General features: G+C 44.7%; 11 protein-coding genes. 6 read left to right on the forward strand and 5 right to left on the reverse strand.

The window, feature by feature from the left end; all coding sequences use genetic code 11:
• Positions 1-97: 97 nt before the first annotated feature.
• Together KME11_20745 and KME11_20750 are read right to left on the reverse strand one after the other, a co-directional pair.
• Positions 98-1,450 carry a glycosyltransferase family 4 protein gene (locus KME11_20745; protein MBW4517640.1) on the reverse strand — a complete coding sequence of 451 codons (1,353 nt, stop codon included), beginning with the start codon at positions 1,448-1,450 and terminating at the stop codon, positions 98-100.
• Between the two features lie 61 nt (positions 1,451-1,511).
• On the reverse strand, positions 1,512-2,549 hold the full coding sequence (locus KME11_20750) for an undecaprenyl/decaprenyl-phosphate alpha-N-acetylglucosaminyl 1-phosphate transferase (GenBank protein MBW4517641.1): 1,038 nt from the start codon (positions 2,547-2,549) through the stop codon (positions 1,512-1,514).
• 2,074 nt (positions 2,550-4,623) lie between these two features.
• Between KME11_20750 and KME11_20755 the strand changes: the two genes are divergently transcribed.
• From KME11_20755 to KME11_20765, 3 genes are all read left to right on the forward strand, one after another.
• Positions 4,624-6,012 (forward strand): SLBB domain-containing protein, encoded by a 1,389-nt coding sequence (locus KME11_20755; protein ID MBW4517642.1) that lies wholly within the window; start codon positions 4,624-4,626, stop codon positions 6,010-6,012.
• 53 nt (positions 6,013-6,065) lie between these two features.
• Positions 6,066-8,267: a polysaccharide biosynthesis tyrosine autokinase gene (locus KME11_20760; protein ID MBW4517643.1), complete on the forward strand. Its 2,202-nt coding sequence runs from the start codon at positions 6,066-6,068 to the stop codon at positions 8,265-8,267.
• 160 nt (positions 8,268-8,427) lie between these two features.
• Positions 8,428-9,789: a metallophosphoesterase gene (locus KME11_20765; protein ID MBW4517644.1), complete on the forward strand. Its 1,362-nt coding sequence runs from the start codon at positions 8,428-8,430 to the stop codon at positions 9,787-9,789.
• A 275-nt stretch (positions 9,790-10,064) separates the two neighbouring features.
• Here KME11_20765 and KME11_20770 read toward each other — a convergent pair whose 3' ends face one another.
• Positions 10,065-11,126, reverse strand: a complete 1,062-nt coding sequence (locus KME11_20770) for a GHKL domain-containing protein (protein MBW4517645.1) — start codon at positions 11,124-11,126, stop codon at positions 10,065-10,067.
• Between the two features lie 5 nt (positions 11,127-11,131).
• On the reverse strand, positions 11,132-12,289 hold the full coding sequence (locus tag KME11_20775) for an FIST C-terminal domain-containing protein (protein MBW4517646.1): 1,158 nt from the start codon (positions 12,287-12,289) through the stop codon (positions 11,132-11,134).
• Between the two features lie 268 nt (positions 12,290-12,557).
• Here KME11_20775 and KME11_20780 point away from each other — a divergent pair, with 268 nt between their 5' ends.
• The 3 genes from KME11_20780 (at position 12,558) to KME11_20790 (ending at position 15,020) form a co-directional block, all read left to right on the forward strand.
• Entirely contained in the window at positions 12,558-13,058 is a 501-nt protein-coding gene (locus KME11_20780) for a rhodanese-like domain-containing protein (GenBank protein ID MBW4517647.1), read from the forward strand.
• Positions 13,059-13,123: 65 nt separating this feature from the next.
• Positions 13,124-14,287, forward strand: a complete 1,164-nt coding sequence (locus tag KME11_20785; GenBank protein ID MBW4517648.1) for an acyltransferase family protein — start codon at positions 13,124-13,126, stop codon at positions 14,285-14,287.
• 1 nt (position 14,288) lies between these two features.
• Positions 14,289-15,020 carry a TIGR04283 family arsenosugar biosynthesis glycosyltransferase gene (locus KME11_20790; GenBank protein ID MBW4517649.1) on the forward strand — a complete coding sequence of 244 codons (732 nt, stop codon included), beginning with the start codon at positions 14,289-14,291 and terminating at the stop codon, positions 15,018-15,020.
• Here the strand turns inward: KME11_20790 and KME11_20795 are convergent.
• Positions 15,002-15,706, reverse strand: a complete 705-nt coding sequence (locus tag KME11_20795; protein MBW4517650.1) for a DUF547 domain-containing protein — start codon at positions 15,704-15,706, stop codon at positions 15,002-15,004. The genes KME11_20790 and KME11_20795 overlap by 19 nt on opposite strands.
• Positions 15,707-15,839: the final 133 nt, after the last annotated feature.

The following is a 15,839-nucleotide window of genomic DNA, read 5'->3' on the forward strand; positions in this document are numbered from 1 at the left end:
TAAAGTTTACCTTGCTGTAAATCTTGTATTCTAAAACTCGTTAAGTTCGGGATCCAATCTTCTTCGAATCCATAGTGTTGTTGTCTAGAATACAAAGTTATAAACTTCGTTGCTGAACGATCTGTGATCCTCGATCGCCAGGTTGCTTCGCCATCGCTTGCAGTAACACCTCTAGGTACTGCTGAGCAATCATCTTGGGGGTAAAGTGATTTTTGAGATAGCGCCGTCCTAACTTGCCCATCCGTTCTGCCAGGTCGCGATCGCTCATCAACAATTGAATAAATGCAGCCAGTCCCTCAGCATCTCCATTGGCAAACGTTTTGCCACACTGTGCCTCCTCAATCAATTGGTTGAGATAAGAATGGGGAGGACAAACTACTGTCACTGGTCGTCCTGCAGATAGGGCTGGATAAAGCTTACTCGGTGCTACTAAACTCTCTACGCCCTCACTTACACTCACCAACGATAAATCGCAGGCTGTCAGTGAATAGGGCAACACTTCTCGATCTTGATAGGGCAAAAACAAAAAATTGTTTAATCCTAGTTCTTTGATTTGCTCTATTAAGATTTTGCGCTTGGCACCATTGCCAATACAGACAAACTGAATCGGTTGATTTCGCAACAGTTTAGCAGCCTCTAGAATCGTTTCCATATCATGGCAACGTCCCATATTGCCTGAGTAGAGAATTGTAAAAGGTTGAATCAGGTCATATCGCAATGCAAACCAGTTTTTGTTTTTAGGAACGGGTGTAATCCAGCTTGGGTCAGACCAACTGTGAATGACTGAAACTTTGTTAGCGACCTCTGGGCAGTGACCGATAATTCGCTGTTTCATATCTGGACTTAAGACAATCAGTCCTTGAGCATTTCGCCAAACGCGTTCATTCATCGCCTGCCAAAAGCGAGCCAGCCAATGACGACCGGGAATCACTTCCAGTTCAATGGCAATATCCGGATAAAGATCATATAGAACACAGACATAGGGCACCTTAAACAACAGATGATTCAAGTAGCCCAAGACGGGTAAGAACGGTGGAGCTGTGGTGACTACAAGGAGATTTCGACGACGGTAATTTTTGAGGAGATGTAACGCAGCCCGGATAGTAAAAAGAACACCATTAATTGCCTTGCCGCGAACCTGCTTGGGCCAAAACTGAGCAGAGCGCGATCGCTTCACCTGTAGCGAACCGATCTTTTCATATAACGGTGCAGAGTCTGAGTGAAAAGCATAGCCTGGTTGTCCTGTAAACACCTTGACATCAATGTCAAATTGACGGAACTGATGGACTAATTCTTCAATTAACTGCCCCGTTGCCGCAAAATCGGGTGGGAAAAACTGAGTCACCACCGATAGGTGCATTTCTGATCCAGTGGGCTGGGATCGGCAAGTTTCTCCGAAACTTTCTGATGTAAAATTTGCCGATCGGTTCGGCTGCTGATCAAGAACCATACTGTCAACTCCTGCCGGGTGCAAACATCAACCGGAACATATTTTCGAGTAAATTTATAACTTAGCTTTGGCGCAGATAATGCCAAGACTTCCAGGTCATGCACCCTAGTAAGCCCGTCGTGGCTCCTATAATTCCTAGAGAATTCGGAACATTAGCAACCATCATTGCTAAACTGCCTGCCCATAGCGCCAGGGTGTAAATTAGCAGCACCGCGAATCGGTGAGGTAATCCTGCTTGCAAAAGACGGTGGTGTAGATGGCGTTTATCTGCTGTAAACGGTGATTTTCCATGACGCAATCTTGCAAGAATAACTGCTGTCATATCAAAAATCGGTACTGCCAGAATTACAAAAGGCAGCAGAATTGCTGTCGCCACCGCACCTTTCACTAAACCTGTAATGCTCACGCTGGCAACCATAAAGCCGACAAAGTAAGAGCCTCCATCTCCCATAAAAATTTGGGCTGGATTGAAGTTGTAATACAGGAAGCTAAACAAGCCTCCCATCAGTGCAGCACTGAGTAAAGCTGCAGCTGGCTGTCCTGTAAATAGGCAAACGATAAACATCGTCAATGCCGCAATCCCTGATGTCCCTGCGGCAAGTCCATCTAGACCGTCTATCCAGTTAATGGCGTTCACAACGCCCGTTAGCCAGATTACGGTTAGGGGCAAGCTCAATCCGCTAATGTTCACTAGCCCTACACTAGGAATTGTGACAAAATCAATTCTCACTCCCATCCACCAAACTAAACTAGCAATACCCACTTGTAAAATGAGTCGAGTCAGGGGAGATAATCCCGTTAAATCATCCACTAGACCAATTAAAAAGAATCCAAAACTTCCCCAGAAAATGACCCAAAACTCAAAGGTTGAGTTGGCGCTAAGTGAGGTTAACCCATTTAGACTGTTGACCCATAGCAACGCCGTTAACGTACCGATACAGATCGATATACCACCTAAGCGAACCATAGGCTGCTGGTGAACTTTGCGAGAAGTTGGCAAATCAACACAGCCATACTTTAGAGCCATCATTTTAATGATGGGGATACTCACCAAAACAGCGATCGCAGAACATACGAAGGCAAACACATACGACCACATGAGGAACATGACAAAATGCAGCTCAATAAAGATCTCGAGAATTGACCATTAAATGTGCAGGAGGAAGTTTTGCATCAGAAGAAAGACTGTTACAAATGCTCGAGCACTCGCTTTCAGGCAACTCTTCGGTGAGTGCAATGTATCCGTAAGTCTGTACATGTGAGACTCTTGAAGCTTTAAGAGTCTCAGCCTGAACCCTATGCACCTAATGAGTAGAACTTCTAGAGCACCCTAGAATGGCAGATGGATCTCCGCTGAAAACAAGGAGAAGAAATGGGTCACTATTCAATACGGCAAATGCTTAAGTAAAACTCTTTCCCTGAATATCTCTTAATCTAGTTAAATCTGCAAGATTCGATACGGCAAATGCTAAGTAAGATTCTTCCCTGAATATCTTTACGCTCCAGCTAAGTCTGTTAAGACCGCTTACAAAAAATTAGCATAGCAGAGTGGAAATTGATACAGCTATGACTTTACCAATACTTCAAAGTTCCAATATTATTTTCAGCATCTAAATCAATCAATTAATATGTCACAAAAAAAGAACTTGAGAGGAACTTAACGGTATAAAGTGAGTTTAGACGATTCTCAGGGAAGCCAATTCTTCAAGTATAAAATCAGTAATATTGATGGTTTTTGTATAAACAGAAGTATTAAATAAATAGTGCTTACTGAGCCGAAACTTTATAGAAAGACAATTCATTAATCAAGCTCAATTACTACTTAAAAACAAGAGCAGAGCCAATCTCCGCTTGAGCTAGCCCCAGGTTATCGAGCTAGATTGAGCAACAAAACCGGCTGATGTCGAAACAAATTGATCAAAATGGTGGTTCGACAGTAACTTGGTCAACCTAAAGGAGAGGTCGAAAGATTGGACTTAAAATGGCAGCGTTGAAAGCTGGTGTGCTCCCTTGGTAAGGCAACCGACGCGTCTCAGATAAAGCTTATGTACTTTTTTTCAGATGCCAATACGAGTGCAACCCTAAATTTAAAATTTTCGTACTTTGTAAGTTACGAACTTTTCCCTGGCTATCCTGAAATTAATTGAATCATACCTTTCAAATATAAATATGCTCATAAAATAAAGTTTCCATAAAGCTTGCCTGATTAGAGAAAGAATGACTGAAATACTTGATTGTAGAACTGCTTGAAGATGCTTAGGCAATCTTGAGGTTACAGATCACCTGCTGCCATGGTTTCGAATCGGAACTATGATGGTGACTATGTTAGTGCTCGGTCATGCCTGTTATCTTTTATCAATGCAATCTAACAACAGTTATCTACTTATTAGTTACTAGGGTGTGAGAAATAGTCTCAAGTTAATTGGCAAGAGTGTTCTACAGTTCGTAAACATGGATTGCCTTACTAAGATACGCGTGTTTATTCTTGCAAACTAAAAAAATATCTGATGCGTGCTCTAGCTCTTTTCCCCCTCTCGGCGATCGCAGTTTTTCCACCTAGCTTACTCGCAGTTTATGAACTAGGGCAGCAATCTCCCCGATCTCCTACATCGGATTCTGATCGCTCAGAACCTACGGCGATGAAGGCGGATTCTACAGCTATTTTAAAGCAGGCGCAAGCCGTCAAGCCAAAATCGTTGACACCGCAGCCTAGACCAGAGGCAAAGGCGATGCCACAATTTTCGCCCGTCCTCCCTCCCCCTCCTCAATTGACTGCTCTAGCGCAGAAGCCAGTTTATGTTGCTCCCATTCCCGATGTTTCAACCTTGCCTATTGATCAGATCGTGGCACGGTCGTTGGGTATGGAAGTGTCGAAGATGCAGGCTAAACCAACTTCGCCAGTTATTGCTGTCAATCCTTTACCCATCTCTGTCGTTATCGATCCACCTGAAATGATATCTCAGGTGGAAGTTACTCCCCAATCTCTGCCCACGCCTGCTACTGCACCGATTCTTGCTGGGACTGATCCGTTATCTGTTCCTATCATTACTGATTCACCCGAAATGATATCTCAGGTGAATGTTAAGTCTCAGACTTCGCCTACTCCTGCTTCTACACTAATTCCTTCTGAGACTGATCCGTTATCTGTTCCTATCATTACTGATTCACCCGAAATGATATCTCAGGTGGAAGTTACTCGCCAATCTCTGCCCACACCTGCTCCTACACCCATTCCTTATAGTGTTCCATCATCTATTCGCACAGAGCCTTCTGTTTCCCCGACAGATGCATTAGGAGGAGCATCTATTGATGAAACCTATGCTTTAGGAGCAGGAGATCGCATTCAAATCAACTTATTGAATGTCCCAGAGTATAGCGGTCCCCAGCAAGTTCTGGCAGATGGATCAGTCAACCTGCCTTTAATTGGGAAAGTTTCTATTAAAGGGATGACGCTGCCAGTTGCTGAAGCGACGATCGCCAGCCGCTACGAGCCGGAACTCCGTCATGCGATAGTCACTCTAGTTTTAGTACAGCCTCGTCCGCTGCGAATTGCGATCGCGGGTGAAGTCCAGAAGCCCGGGTCGTATACCTTACCACTAGCTGAGGGAGACCAATTCCCTAGCATTGCCCAAGCGATTCAAGGAGCAGGAGGGGTGACCCAAGCTGCTAATTTGCATCAAGTGCAGGTGAGGCGGCAACAGTCAGGGTCGAGTCAAACTATTATGGTTGATCTTTGGGAGCTAGTCCGTAATGGCGATCAGAATCAGAATCTGGCACTACGAGATGGAGACACGATTGTGATTGCTGCCGCTACAGAAGTGAATATGGCAGAAACGGCTCAGTTGGCAGATTCTAACCTTGCTGCCAGCGCTGGTCAAGCTTTGGATGTAACAATTGTAGGCGAAATTTTTCGCCCCGGTGCTTACAGGATCGGGGCTGAGAGTAGCTCCGGAACTAATAGCGATCGTCCTAGAGTTACTCAAGTCATTCAACTGGCGGGCGGTGTCAAACCCACAGCAGATTTACGTCAGGTACAGGTGCGCCGCGTCACGCGGAGCGGTGCAGAGCAGTTAATTAACGTTGATTTTTGGAAACTCCTACAAGCAGGAGATTCTAGCCAAAATTTGATTTTGCAACAAGGTGACACAATCACAATTCCCTTGGCTGAAGATACCACCGCAGCAGAAGCCTCCCAGTTAGCCTCTGCCAATCTTTCGCCTGATACAATTCAGATTAATGTAATAGGCGAAGTTAAAGAACCTGGAGCCGTACCACTTCCAGCAAACACAACTTTAAACCAAGCCCTTCTAGCTGCGGGTGGATTGAATGATCGATCTGCCAGAGAAGTCGAACTGATTCGCTTAAATCCGAATGGCACGATTACGCAGCAAAGAATCAAAGTAGATTTGAGAGAAGGGATTGATGCAGAGAGTAATCCAATTTTGTGGAACAACGACATCATCATTGCCGGGCGATCGCGCTCTGCTCAATTGGGAGATCGACTCAACAGTATTCTGGGTCCATTTTTGCAACTCATATCGCCCATCCGCGCCTTGTTTTGATAAAAACCTGAGATGTTGCCAAAGTATTTATTAACTCTACCCCTAGCAAAAGCATGGAAACTCCCTTAACTCGTCCTCCCATTCCAACCAATAACTCACTACCGCCAATGCTGCAAGCCCGCCCTTCACCTTGGGCAACTCAGTCAGACGATGAATGGGACTTACGACGTTTTTTGTCTATGGTGCAGCGTCGAAGTTGGGCGATCGCTGGAATTGCAGCCTTGTCTATGGGTTTTGTTCTCTACGCTACCTTTTCTCAAAAGCCAGTTTACGAAGGGCAGTTTCGCCTCTTAGTCGAGCCTGTGAATGCGAACAACAGCTTGCCAGACATCACATCGGTGCTGGGCACTTCAGCAAGTGGCAACCTCAATCAAGCCACTCTTGACTACGAAACTCAAATTCAGGTTTTACGCAGCCCTGAGTTGATCAACAAAGTCGTCAAAGATTTGCAGAAGCAATACCCTGGCATGAGTTACGAGATTCTCATGAAGAATCTCACGATTACTCGCCCCAGTGAGACCAAAATCTTGGAAGTCCAGTTTCAGGGCAGTGACCCGACTGAAATTCAGAGCGTTCTTAATGCTTTATCAAAAGCTTATTTAAACTATAGTTTGGTAGAGCGACAAACTAACCTACGCCAGGGTCTTAAGTTTATCGATAAACAATTACCAGACCTTCAGCAAGATGTAGATGAGCTCCAGAATCAACTGCAACTCTTCCGGCAGGAATATGACTTTATTGATCCCGACAGTCAGGTTTCGCAAATTACAGATAAGGTAACCAATATTGATCAGCTTCGTTTAGATCTTGATCAAGAGCTTGCCAAAGCCCGCTCCTATTCTGATACTCTTCAAGGTCAGTCTGGATCTGTGGCAGCACTCAACGATGCCCCAGTCTATCAAAGTTTGATTACTGAGTTACGGCGAGTCGAAACGGAAATTTCTAGCGAACTCACCCGATTTAAAGGAGGGAACATCAATATCCAGATTTTAAGAGAAAAGCGTGACAACCTCCTTCCTTTACTCCGCCAAGAGGCGCAGCGAGTGTTGGGTATTAAGTTAGCTGAGGCAACTACCCAAATTCAAATTTTGGAAGTTCGAAGTCAGGCACTTGCTCAAGCTCAAGGACAAGTTGATCAACAGGTAAGACAGATTCCTGCTTTAGCTAGGCAGTACAGCGATTTGCAACGAGATCTGGGAATTTCTGTAGAAGCTTTAAACCGATTCCTTGCTAACCGACAAACTCTTCAAGTACAAGCGGCTCAAACGGAAATTCCTTGGCAGATAATTGAAGCCCCCCTCCTGTCTGAGGTTCCTATATCGCCTAACATCCCACGGAATTTAATTTTAGGCTTGGTTGCTAGCAGCTTACTAGGCATGGGCGCAGCTCTTCTCTTAGAAAAGCTGGATAGTGTTTACCATACCCTTGACGATCTTAAGGCTAAAACAAAATTGCCGATTCTTGGTAGCCTGCCAGTGGCGAAAGAATTAGTCGAAGGGATGACCCCTCTGGAACAAGCTGCTAATTGGTTTGATAAAGCAGTTCCTCGACTACCAACAATCTTAAAGGGTTCTTCAGAATTAGATAGGTATTCAAGGTCTTCCAGTTTCTTGGAGGCGTTACGAGTTCTCTACACCAACATTCAACTATTAAGTTCCGATCGCCCGATTCGTTCTCTAATTATTACTTCTGCTATGACAGGAGACGGTAAATCAACTGTTTCCATGTATCTAGCTCAAACTGCTGCTGCTATGGGTAAGAAGGTGTTGCTCATTGATGCTGATTTGCGTAGCCCTCAGGTTCATAACAGATTAAATCTTCCCAATGAATTAGGCTTAAGCAACTTGATCTCCAATGACTTAAGAATTAATCCACTGATGCATCGACCTCAAACCGCTCCTGGCTTAACTGTTCTCACCGCGGGTCAAATCCCGCTTGATCCAACGAAGCTATTTGCCTCTCAAAGAATGCGAAACTTAATGGAGAAGTTGCAGCAGTCATTTGATCTCGTGATTTATGATGCCCCACCTTTAGTCGGTTTGGCAGATGTCAGTTTGCTAGCACCTCATACCGATGGTTTGGTTGTAGTAGTTAGAATGGGACAGACCGATCGCGCTGCCCTAACTCAAGCTTTAGAAAACTTGAAACTTTCGCAGAGTCCGGTTTTAGGTATCGTAGCAAACGGTGTGAAGAATACGTTTGAGTCTTATAATTCTGACAAGTATCAAAACATAGCATCCCGCTCTGATGCATAAGAACTAGTTAGGGTGAAGCTTTTAATTACCTAAGGTTAGGCTCGCGTTCTATGCTGGATTACTGTAATTATTACGTCAGGGGACGTTTCCAAGCTTCTATGCCTGGAACAAATCTAGATGAATAGAACGATCGCCAGATAGAGAGAAGGAGAAACAGCCCATGGATTTTCTATCTGATGCTACCGTAAGTGAAAAAATGCGGGTGATGGAGCAGAAAGTACGGTGGGGCGATCGCTCCATGACACAACAAAACATTGATCAAACACGTTTAGTTTTGGATGATGACCAAGTCGCATCGCCTAACTTTTCATTTCTGGTACTAGGCGATACAGATGCAGGCTTGCCAACCCAACAGAACCCGCAATGGGAAATTGCCAAAGCCCTCCTTCCCCACTTAAAAACGAGTCGTTTCACCCTTCATACCGGAGATGTGACGTATCCGTTAGGAGCCGCTGAGTTTTACCTCAACCAGTTTCTCACGCCCTACCGTGACCTTCTGTTAGACGGCAAACAACCCAGCAGTAACTCACCCCTGGTGTTCCATTCACCTTTTTTCCCAGTACCCGGTAACCATGATTACTACGATCTCTCCCCCATTCCTAAACTGGCTGCAACATTATTAAAACCACTGCGGCACTGGGTCAAAATAGGATCAGACTGGTCAAGTTCTGGATATGGGCGAGATTATGCAGAGGCATTCCTAGATTGTTTAGATCATCTTCCATTGGGAAAGCCGCTTAACCAACATTTGCAAAGATACTATACTGCTCAAACGGAAACAGGTCGATGCTTGCGCTATCAGCCTAATCAATTTACAAGGCTGCCAAATCGGTACTACACGTTTCAGTATGGAGGAATTGCCTTTTTTGCTTTGGATTCCAACACGTTTAACAAACATGAAATTGACCATGCACAACTCAATTGGCTTCAGCAACACCTGATTGACTCTTGGCATCAGCCTAACATTCGTGGGCGTGTAATTTATTTACATCATTCTCCGTATACAACAGAGTCCATGCATTGTGATCAGCCTGAGGTTTTAATGGTTCGTCATCAGTTGCGCTATATGTTAGATCGGGTGGCAAAAGAAATTAAACCTTTGATACAGAATCAACCCCTTGTCAATCTAATTCTCAGCGGTCATTCTCATTGTTTAGAGTATATTCGCACCTTAGATACCTGTCATGCAGATAGCCACTTGGACTGGGTTGTTTGTGGTGGAAGCGGGGCAAGTTTACGCCGCCAACGCCAAAGTGGCTCTCAGCTAATGGAAATGATTGGGCAAAAAGGCGTTCAACATATTCAGGTTGTGGCTCAGTCTCAGTTGTATGTTGGGCGGCAAAGACAAGGTAGGCAGGAGCAGAATCCTCACACCTTCTTGCGGATTGATGTTCAAGAAGGAACTCCTCCACGCTTTGTACTACGTCCCTTTGTGGTACAAAAGCGGCAGCAATGGATTAGTTATCCCTTAGAGCCTGCTATTACTCTTCCGTCTGCTGCTATTACCCTTCCATCTGTTTGAAGAGTCTTTTGTTTTTTGAACTCCACTAATTTTGTTTTCTCTCCCAAACTCCAACTACCGCTTCATCTATAGAGGGTAAGGAGGTCAATCCTTAAGAACCTGCAAATATGAATGAAGACTGGCAAGGGAAATAGCAAGAACTTCTATGAGTTCTTCACTAAAGCAGATCTGCTCTGATAAATGAATTTCAGTCATCCTGTTGAAGTCCTCTCATAATTCAGAATCTCTTCTTTAGAGTAACTTGGGTTTTAAGAAAAACTAGGAGTTTACCCGCTTTAGAGAATACTTTTATAATGGATTGGAAGCCGAATTAAGAATTTCGTTCCTTGATCTATTTCAGAATGAACATCTAAGCTCCCCCCGTGTTTTTCTACGACAATTTGACGAGCGATCGCCAGTCCTAATCCTGTTCCTTTACCAATCTCTTTGGTTGTGAAGAACGGATCAAATACTTTGTCAATAACATTAGGAGGTATTCCAACACCATTATCTGCAATAGAGATAACGACCTGTTCCTGAGAGTGATATTCAGTCCGAATTGAAATTATTCCGTTCTCTGGCAGTGGTTCTACTTGTGGGGCTGTTTCCGAGGAGATCTTTTTGGCGATCGCATCAACGGCATTGCTTAAGATATTCATAAATACCTGGTTAAGATCTCCTGCGACACAAGTCACAGGTGGAAGTTCGCCATAGTGTTTAAAGACTTGAATCTTAGCCATTTTTTGTTGAAGGATCATGAGGGCATTGTCAATGCCCTCATGGAGATCAACTGCTTTGTAGCCAACCTCACCCAAACGAGAAAAATTACGCAGTGCCAAAACAATATCTCGGATTCGTCGGGTTCCTGTAGCCATGGATTGCAATATTCTTGGGATATCGTATTCAAGAAACGTAATATCAATGTTCTCTCGTTTGAGGGAAATTTCTGCCGGAGGAGATGGGAAATAACGATGATAGATGCGGATTAACTGAAATAAATCTTGGATACATGCAGCCAAAGGAGTTAGGTTCCCATGAATAAAACTAACAGGGTTATTGATTTCGTGAGCAATACCGGAAGTAGTTTGCCCTAAAGCAGACATTTTTTCACTTTGAATCATTTGCAGTTGCATCATCTGCATTTTTTCTAGTGCGTTCTGCAAATCTTGACTTTGTTTCTCAAGAGCCTGTTTTGAGGTTTGTAATTCATGAATGACATTCTTGAGCAAAGCTTCTTTCGTAGCAACATCGGATTCAATTTGTCCCCGTTCTTTCTCAGAGCGCTCCAATTTCTTCCGCAAAATACGGATGGTTTTCTCCAATTCCTCAATTGGTGTAGGATGATCCTGGTTCCTCATACGGTTCACGCATCTCCTAAAAGCAGAGTGACAAAGGTCTTGTTGTGAAGTCTTGTCTGACCGCGTTGTTCTAGCGGTGCAATTTCGCCATAGGCGTAAAACCCGCAGCATAACAAGCCTGAGGGTAGATGAGTTTTAACAAGCTGATATTCTTGAGAGGTCAAGGTTCCTAAAATACGGCGACGGGCAGCACAAGAAACTAGTAGAGCCGTGGTTGGCTTGCTTCCTGGGTAGTGGGCGATCGCTTCTTGCAGCGATGTTTCTGATGCCGTTAAGATGTCTGCACGCGATGCGTCGGTAATTTGAACGATCGCTTGTTCGGGGACATCTGCAAAAAACGTGACACTGCCAGATTCTAGATCGTAGCTATTGGGTGCCCGCATGTAGAAGCGATCCATCTCTTCAAAGACCGCGAGAGCATAAATGGCATAATTGGCTGCAAATCTCTCTGTACCCAGATACTGCTGGTAAAAATTGAGAGCAGGCTGTCCATCAATTTCATACACAACGTTTCCCTGAACCTTAGTAATGTGGCTTTTAGGACTAATGGGTGTCCATCCACTAGCAACGCCATGGGAGACTAGCAAATTGCCCGAAAATAACAGGACAGGGACTGCATCGCTGAGCACCTGATCTTGAAAAAATTGGTAAGTTTGGTCAAAGGTATAGTCATCGGCGGTCATTCCTCCCACAATGGGAACGTCTTCTCCTAAAATTTGCTTGAGACTTTCTACAATAACCACGCCACTGCTAGTTAAGCTTTCAGGAAAGGTCAGACATAGCTTCGGTTGATCTGTGCTATTTCCTCTTGCTTGCGCGATCGCTTGTTGGGCGGCATGGATAGGATTTTGCGAGACGTTTTGTCCTACTCCTGCCCGCATTTCTACAGTGTCTGAAGCGAACAGCATCAGCATGAGAGAATCTTGCTGAAACTCCAAAACCGAAGAAATTTCACCATTCGTGGTGCCGCCAATTAGCTCAATGCCAGGAAAAGTCTGCTGAATTTCTTGCAAGATGAGTTTGTGATCAAAATCGATCGCTGTGAAGAGAATGCCTGCTTGGGGAGTCATTCCAGCCAAAGAATGACTACATTCATGGATAACATCAGTAATCGCAATGAGCGAATCTGGGTCGTTGCTATGACCAACCACACTTTTGAACATAATTTAGTCTTTTTTAGTTTTGCAGCTTATATCAATCCGCTATCAGTCAATGGTATTTGTGGAGGTTTCATCCTGTTTAAGATTTCCCTTAATTTATGGATTATGTCTAATGAATGAGTCAGTAATTCTAGGAAAGAGGGTGGCTTGCCTATGGAGGAAATTCAATAGATCAGCACGATCGCCCGGAAAAACTTTAGCCGTAATAGATTTGGTAGATTAAATCCAGTTAGACTAATTGAGCGCAAAGCAGCAGCTAGAGGAGTTCAAAGTGTTTGCAATAAGACAAGCGATCGCATTTAACTTACTTAAAAAGCTGATTCGCTTGAAATTCCCTAGTGTGCAACGAATGACGACTATAGAGTTTGCCCAAACGTTGATGAATGATCAGCAATCTCAGCCGCTAATTTTGGATGCTAGAAGTGAGGCAGAGTTCGCGGTCAGTCATCTGGCAGAAGCTCAACTATTCGATGGCACCAACTTGGCGATCGCACCTGCTCTCAAAAATGTCTCGAAGCATACCCCAATCGTCGTCTACTGCTCAGTAGGTTATCGCAGTGCCAGGGTTGCGCAACAGATCATGAGTGCTGGTTTTCAGGATGTTTCTAACTTAGAGGGCGGTCTTTTTCAGTGGATCAATGAAGGGCGCATAGCGAAGCAACTCTGCCCTGGAGCGTTGGTTCAAGATGGGCAACTCACCCAACTCGTTCATCCTTATAATGCAGTGTGGGGAGCCCTGTTGAACAAGCAGCACCGTCTAATCTTTGATTAAACCAGGGCTGCGTTTAAAGAAATCCTTTCGCAGGAAGAATGGAAAATGAAGGAAGTTTTACTAGGATGAAGAATCCTCAAAGACGCTACGATCTGGACTGGCTGAGAGTGCTGGCAGTAGTACTCTTAATTTATTTCCATACGGCTGCCATTTTTTATCAAGGCGATTTGGGACAGTTTTACGTCACCAATTCGGAGATCAGTCCAGCGATCGGCATTTTCATTCTATTTGTGCATCAGTGGCATATGCCGCTATTTTTTTTCCTCTCAGGAGCCGCTACCTGGTTTTCTTTAGAAGCACGTACCGCTGCACAATATGTCAAAGAGCGGTTTCAGCGGCTCCTGATTCCGTTCCTGTGGGGAACGCTAATGTTGGTGCCGCTCCAGGTGTACTATCGTCATTTACAGAGCTCAGGCGATCGCGCTTCTTATCTTCAGTTCTACCCTCAGTTCTTCAACGGTATTCGCCCAACTGGAAATTTTGAATGGGCACATCTTTGGTTTGTCATCTATCTCTTGGTATTTTCTCTCGTTGCCCTGCCCAGTTTTCTATGGCTCAAACAAGTAGCTCAACAAAATTGGTATATAAAATTGAGTCTAGACCTGGAACGGCTGGGATCAATATTCTATTTGGCTCTGCCCTTAGCGCTAATTGAAGCCCTATTTCGCCCTAAGTGGATTGGTTTTCAAAATCTCTATGATGATTGGGCAAATGTTTTGCTCTACCTAACCTACTTTGTTTATGGCTATGTCTTTGAATCAGAGCGCCGCCTGTGGCAAATTGTCGATCGCCAAAGATCCTTTATATTTGGAGCAGCAATCATTGGTATTTCTATTTTGTTGGGGCTGTGGATAATGGGCAAGGTTCCAGAACGGAGCTACTCGCCCAGCTACATGATTTATCAGGCGTTTCGAGGTTTCAACGGCTGGTGTTGGGTGGTGGCACTCCTGAGTTTGGGGCGATCGCATCTCAACTTCAATCATTGGCTGCTGCAATATGCGAGTAAAGCCTCCTATCCGTTCTATCTTGTGCATCAACCCATCATTGTTGCGATCGGATTCTATATTGTGAAATGGCAAACGGGAATTCCACAAAAATTTATCATCATTAGCACAACAGCGCTCGTCCTATCATTGGGGTTGTACGAATTGATCATCAGACGCTTTAATGTCGTCCGTTTTTGCTTTGGGCTGAAGCCGTCTGCTGCCTCGTTAAAAGTAGGAAACTAGAATGCCGCGTGTCTCAATTATTATTCCCACATTAAACGAGTCCAGCAGCCTAGGACGCACGTTGCGACACCTGGCAGTGCTTGATCCGCCACCTTTAGAAGTACTGGTTGTCGATGGCGGAAGTCAGGATGAAACCATTGCAATTGCCCAAGCTGCGGGTATCCATGTTCTCTCCTGCAATCGTCAGGGGCGCTCTGTGCAAATGAATGATGGCGCTCGAGTGGCGATCGGAGATATTCTTTGCTTTCTCCATGCCGATACCTGGGTGCCAGATGACTTGGTGAGAATGATAGAGCAAACATTAGCCGACCCAAAGATTGCCTGTGGCGGCTTTGTCTCTCTAATGACTAGCGCCCAGCGTACCCGGTGGGGAATTGCGCTACACCATTACCTAAAAACCTACTACGCACCCTTACTATTTAGACCTCATCTATTTTTTAAAGGATTGCGCCTGTTATTTGGTGACCAGGTAATGTTTTGTCGGCAGACAGACTTTTGGGAGTGTGGCGGTTTTAATGAAGCGCTACCCATTATGGAAGATGGTGATTTGTGCTTGCGGTTGCTCCAAAAGGGAAAAATCCGTCAGGTTAATCGCGTCGTGCAAAGCTCCGATCGCCGAGTGGCACACTGGGGAGTTTGGAAAGCAACGGCAATATATGTCTACATCGGGGCGTTATGGGGAATTGGCGTTTCTGCAACCTATCTCAAACAATTCTATGAAGACATCCGTTGATTGAGGCTCCAATCGTAGTAGAGATAGACAATGGGGGTGCTGGCTGACAAAGGCAAGTCGGGTTGGAGGAAGGAACGAACATAGTCTGGAATGGAGGGCGATACAGCCAGAAAATCTTGCTGATACCATTTAAAGATTTTGCTGCAATACAGAATTCCAGCTTGAGCATCATAGCGAACCTTGTCGGAATTACTGATAAACCGCGCCGCATCTTCTTCAAGCTGCCGAGTTACCTTTTCAGGGGTGTAAGCCTCGCTCCGAAGCAAGGGGCAACCCAGGGAAGCACAGACAATTGCAAAGTGAATACGTGGCTCTTGCAGGCGATCGCGCAGCATCTGATTTTCGATTTGAGCCAGGCTATAGGTCTGATGACCCACGCGATATACCCGCCGTTGAAAAAACCATAAAAAGGCGAGCCAGTTAGGAATTCCAAATATAGACGGTCGAATTGAGGCGATCGGATAGCGTTCTAAAATGGTCGAAACTGTGAATGCATTGTAGAGGTTAATCCAAAGGGCAAGCTGCTGTTCAGGGGTGGGAGCGGGGTCAAGGTCTAACTGTTCTAAATCAGTCAGCCAACGGGTTAGCGTTTGAGGGTGCTGAACTTTCCACGCCTGATAATCAACTCGTCCCTGCAGGTCTACATACTGATGCAGCAACCCATCCCACACTGCAAAGTCAATCATGAGCAACGTTTTTCTAAGTGATTTAGACTGCTTTTATCATAGTTACTTTGTAAGAATAAAAGAAGCGGTTTAACTTAATCGTCTGAGTCAATTATCTTTAATGCGATCAAATACTCACTTCTATCATTCACCG

The sequence above is a fragment of the Timaviella obliquedivisa GSE-PSE-MK23-08B genome (assembly GCA_019358855.1).
Taxonomy (GTDB): Bacteria; Cyanobacteriota; Cyanobacteriia; order Elainellales; family Elainellaceae; genus Timaviella; species Timaviella obliquedivisa.

What these genes read in the sequence shown, in the direction of transcription:
- KME11_20775 (MBW4517646.1), bottom strand. Translation starts at nt 12,289, where the DNA reads ATGTTCAAAAGTGTGGTTGGTCATAGCAACGACCCAGATTCGCTCATT.
- KME11_20760 (MBW4517643.1), top strand. Translation starts at nt 6,066, where the DNA reads ATGGAAACTCCCTTAACTCGTCCTCCCATTCCAACCAATAACTCACTA.
- KME11_20790 (MBW4517649.1), top strand. Translation starts at nt 14,289, where the DNA reads ATGCCGCGTGTCTCAATTATTATTCCCACATTAAACGAGTCCAGCAGC.
- KME11_20755 (MBW4517642.1), top strand. Translation starts at nt 4,624, where the DNA reads ATGATATCTCAGGTGGAAGTTACTCGCCAATCTCTGCCCACACCTGCT.
- KME11_20750 (MBW4517641.1), bottom strand. Translation starts at nt 2,549, where the DNA reads ATGTGGTCGTATGTGTTTGCCTTCGTATGTTCTGCGATCGCTGTTTTG.
- KME11_20770 (MBW4517645.1), bottom strand. Translation starts at nt 11,126, where the DNA reads ATGAGGAACCAGGATCATCCTACACCAATTGAGGAATTGGAGAAAACC.
- KME11_20745 (MBW4517640.1), bottom strand. Translation starts at nt 1,450, where the DNA reads ATGGTTCTTGATCAGCAGCCGAACCGATCGGCAAATTTTACATCAGAA.
- KME11_20785 (MBW4517648.1), top strand. Translation starts at nt 13,124, where the DNA reads ATGAAGAATCCTCAAAGACGCTACGATCTGGACTGGCTGAGAGTGCTG.
- KME11_20795 (MBW4517650.1), bottom strand. Translation starts at nt 15,706, where the DNA reads ATGATTGACTTTGCAGTGTGGGATGGGTTGCTGCATCAGTATGTAGAC.
- KME11_20765 (MBW4517644.1), top strand. Translation starts at nt 8,428, where the DNA reads ATGGATTTTCTATCTGATGCTACCGTAAGTGAAAAAATGCGGGTGATG.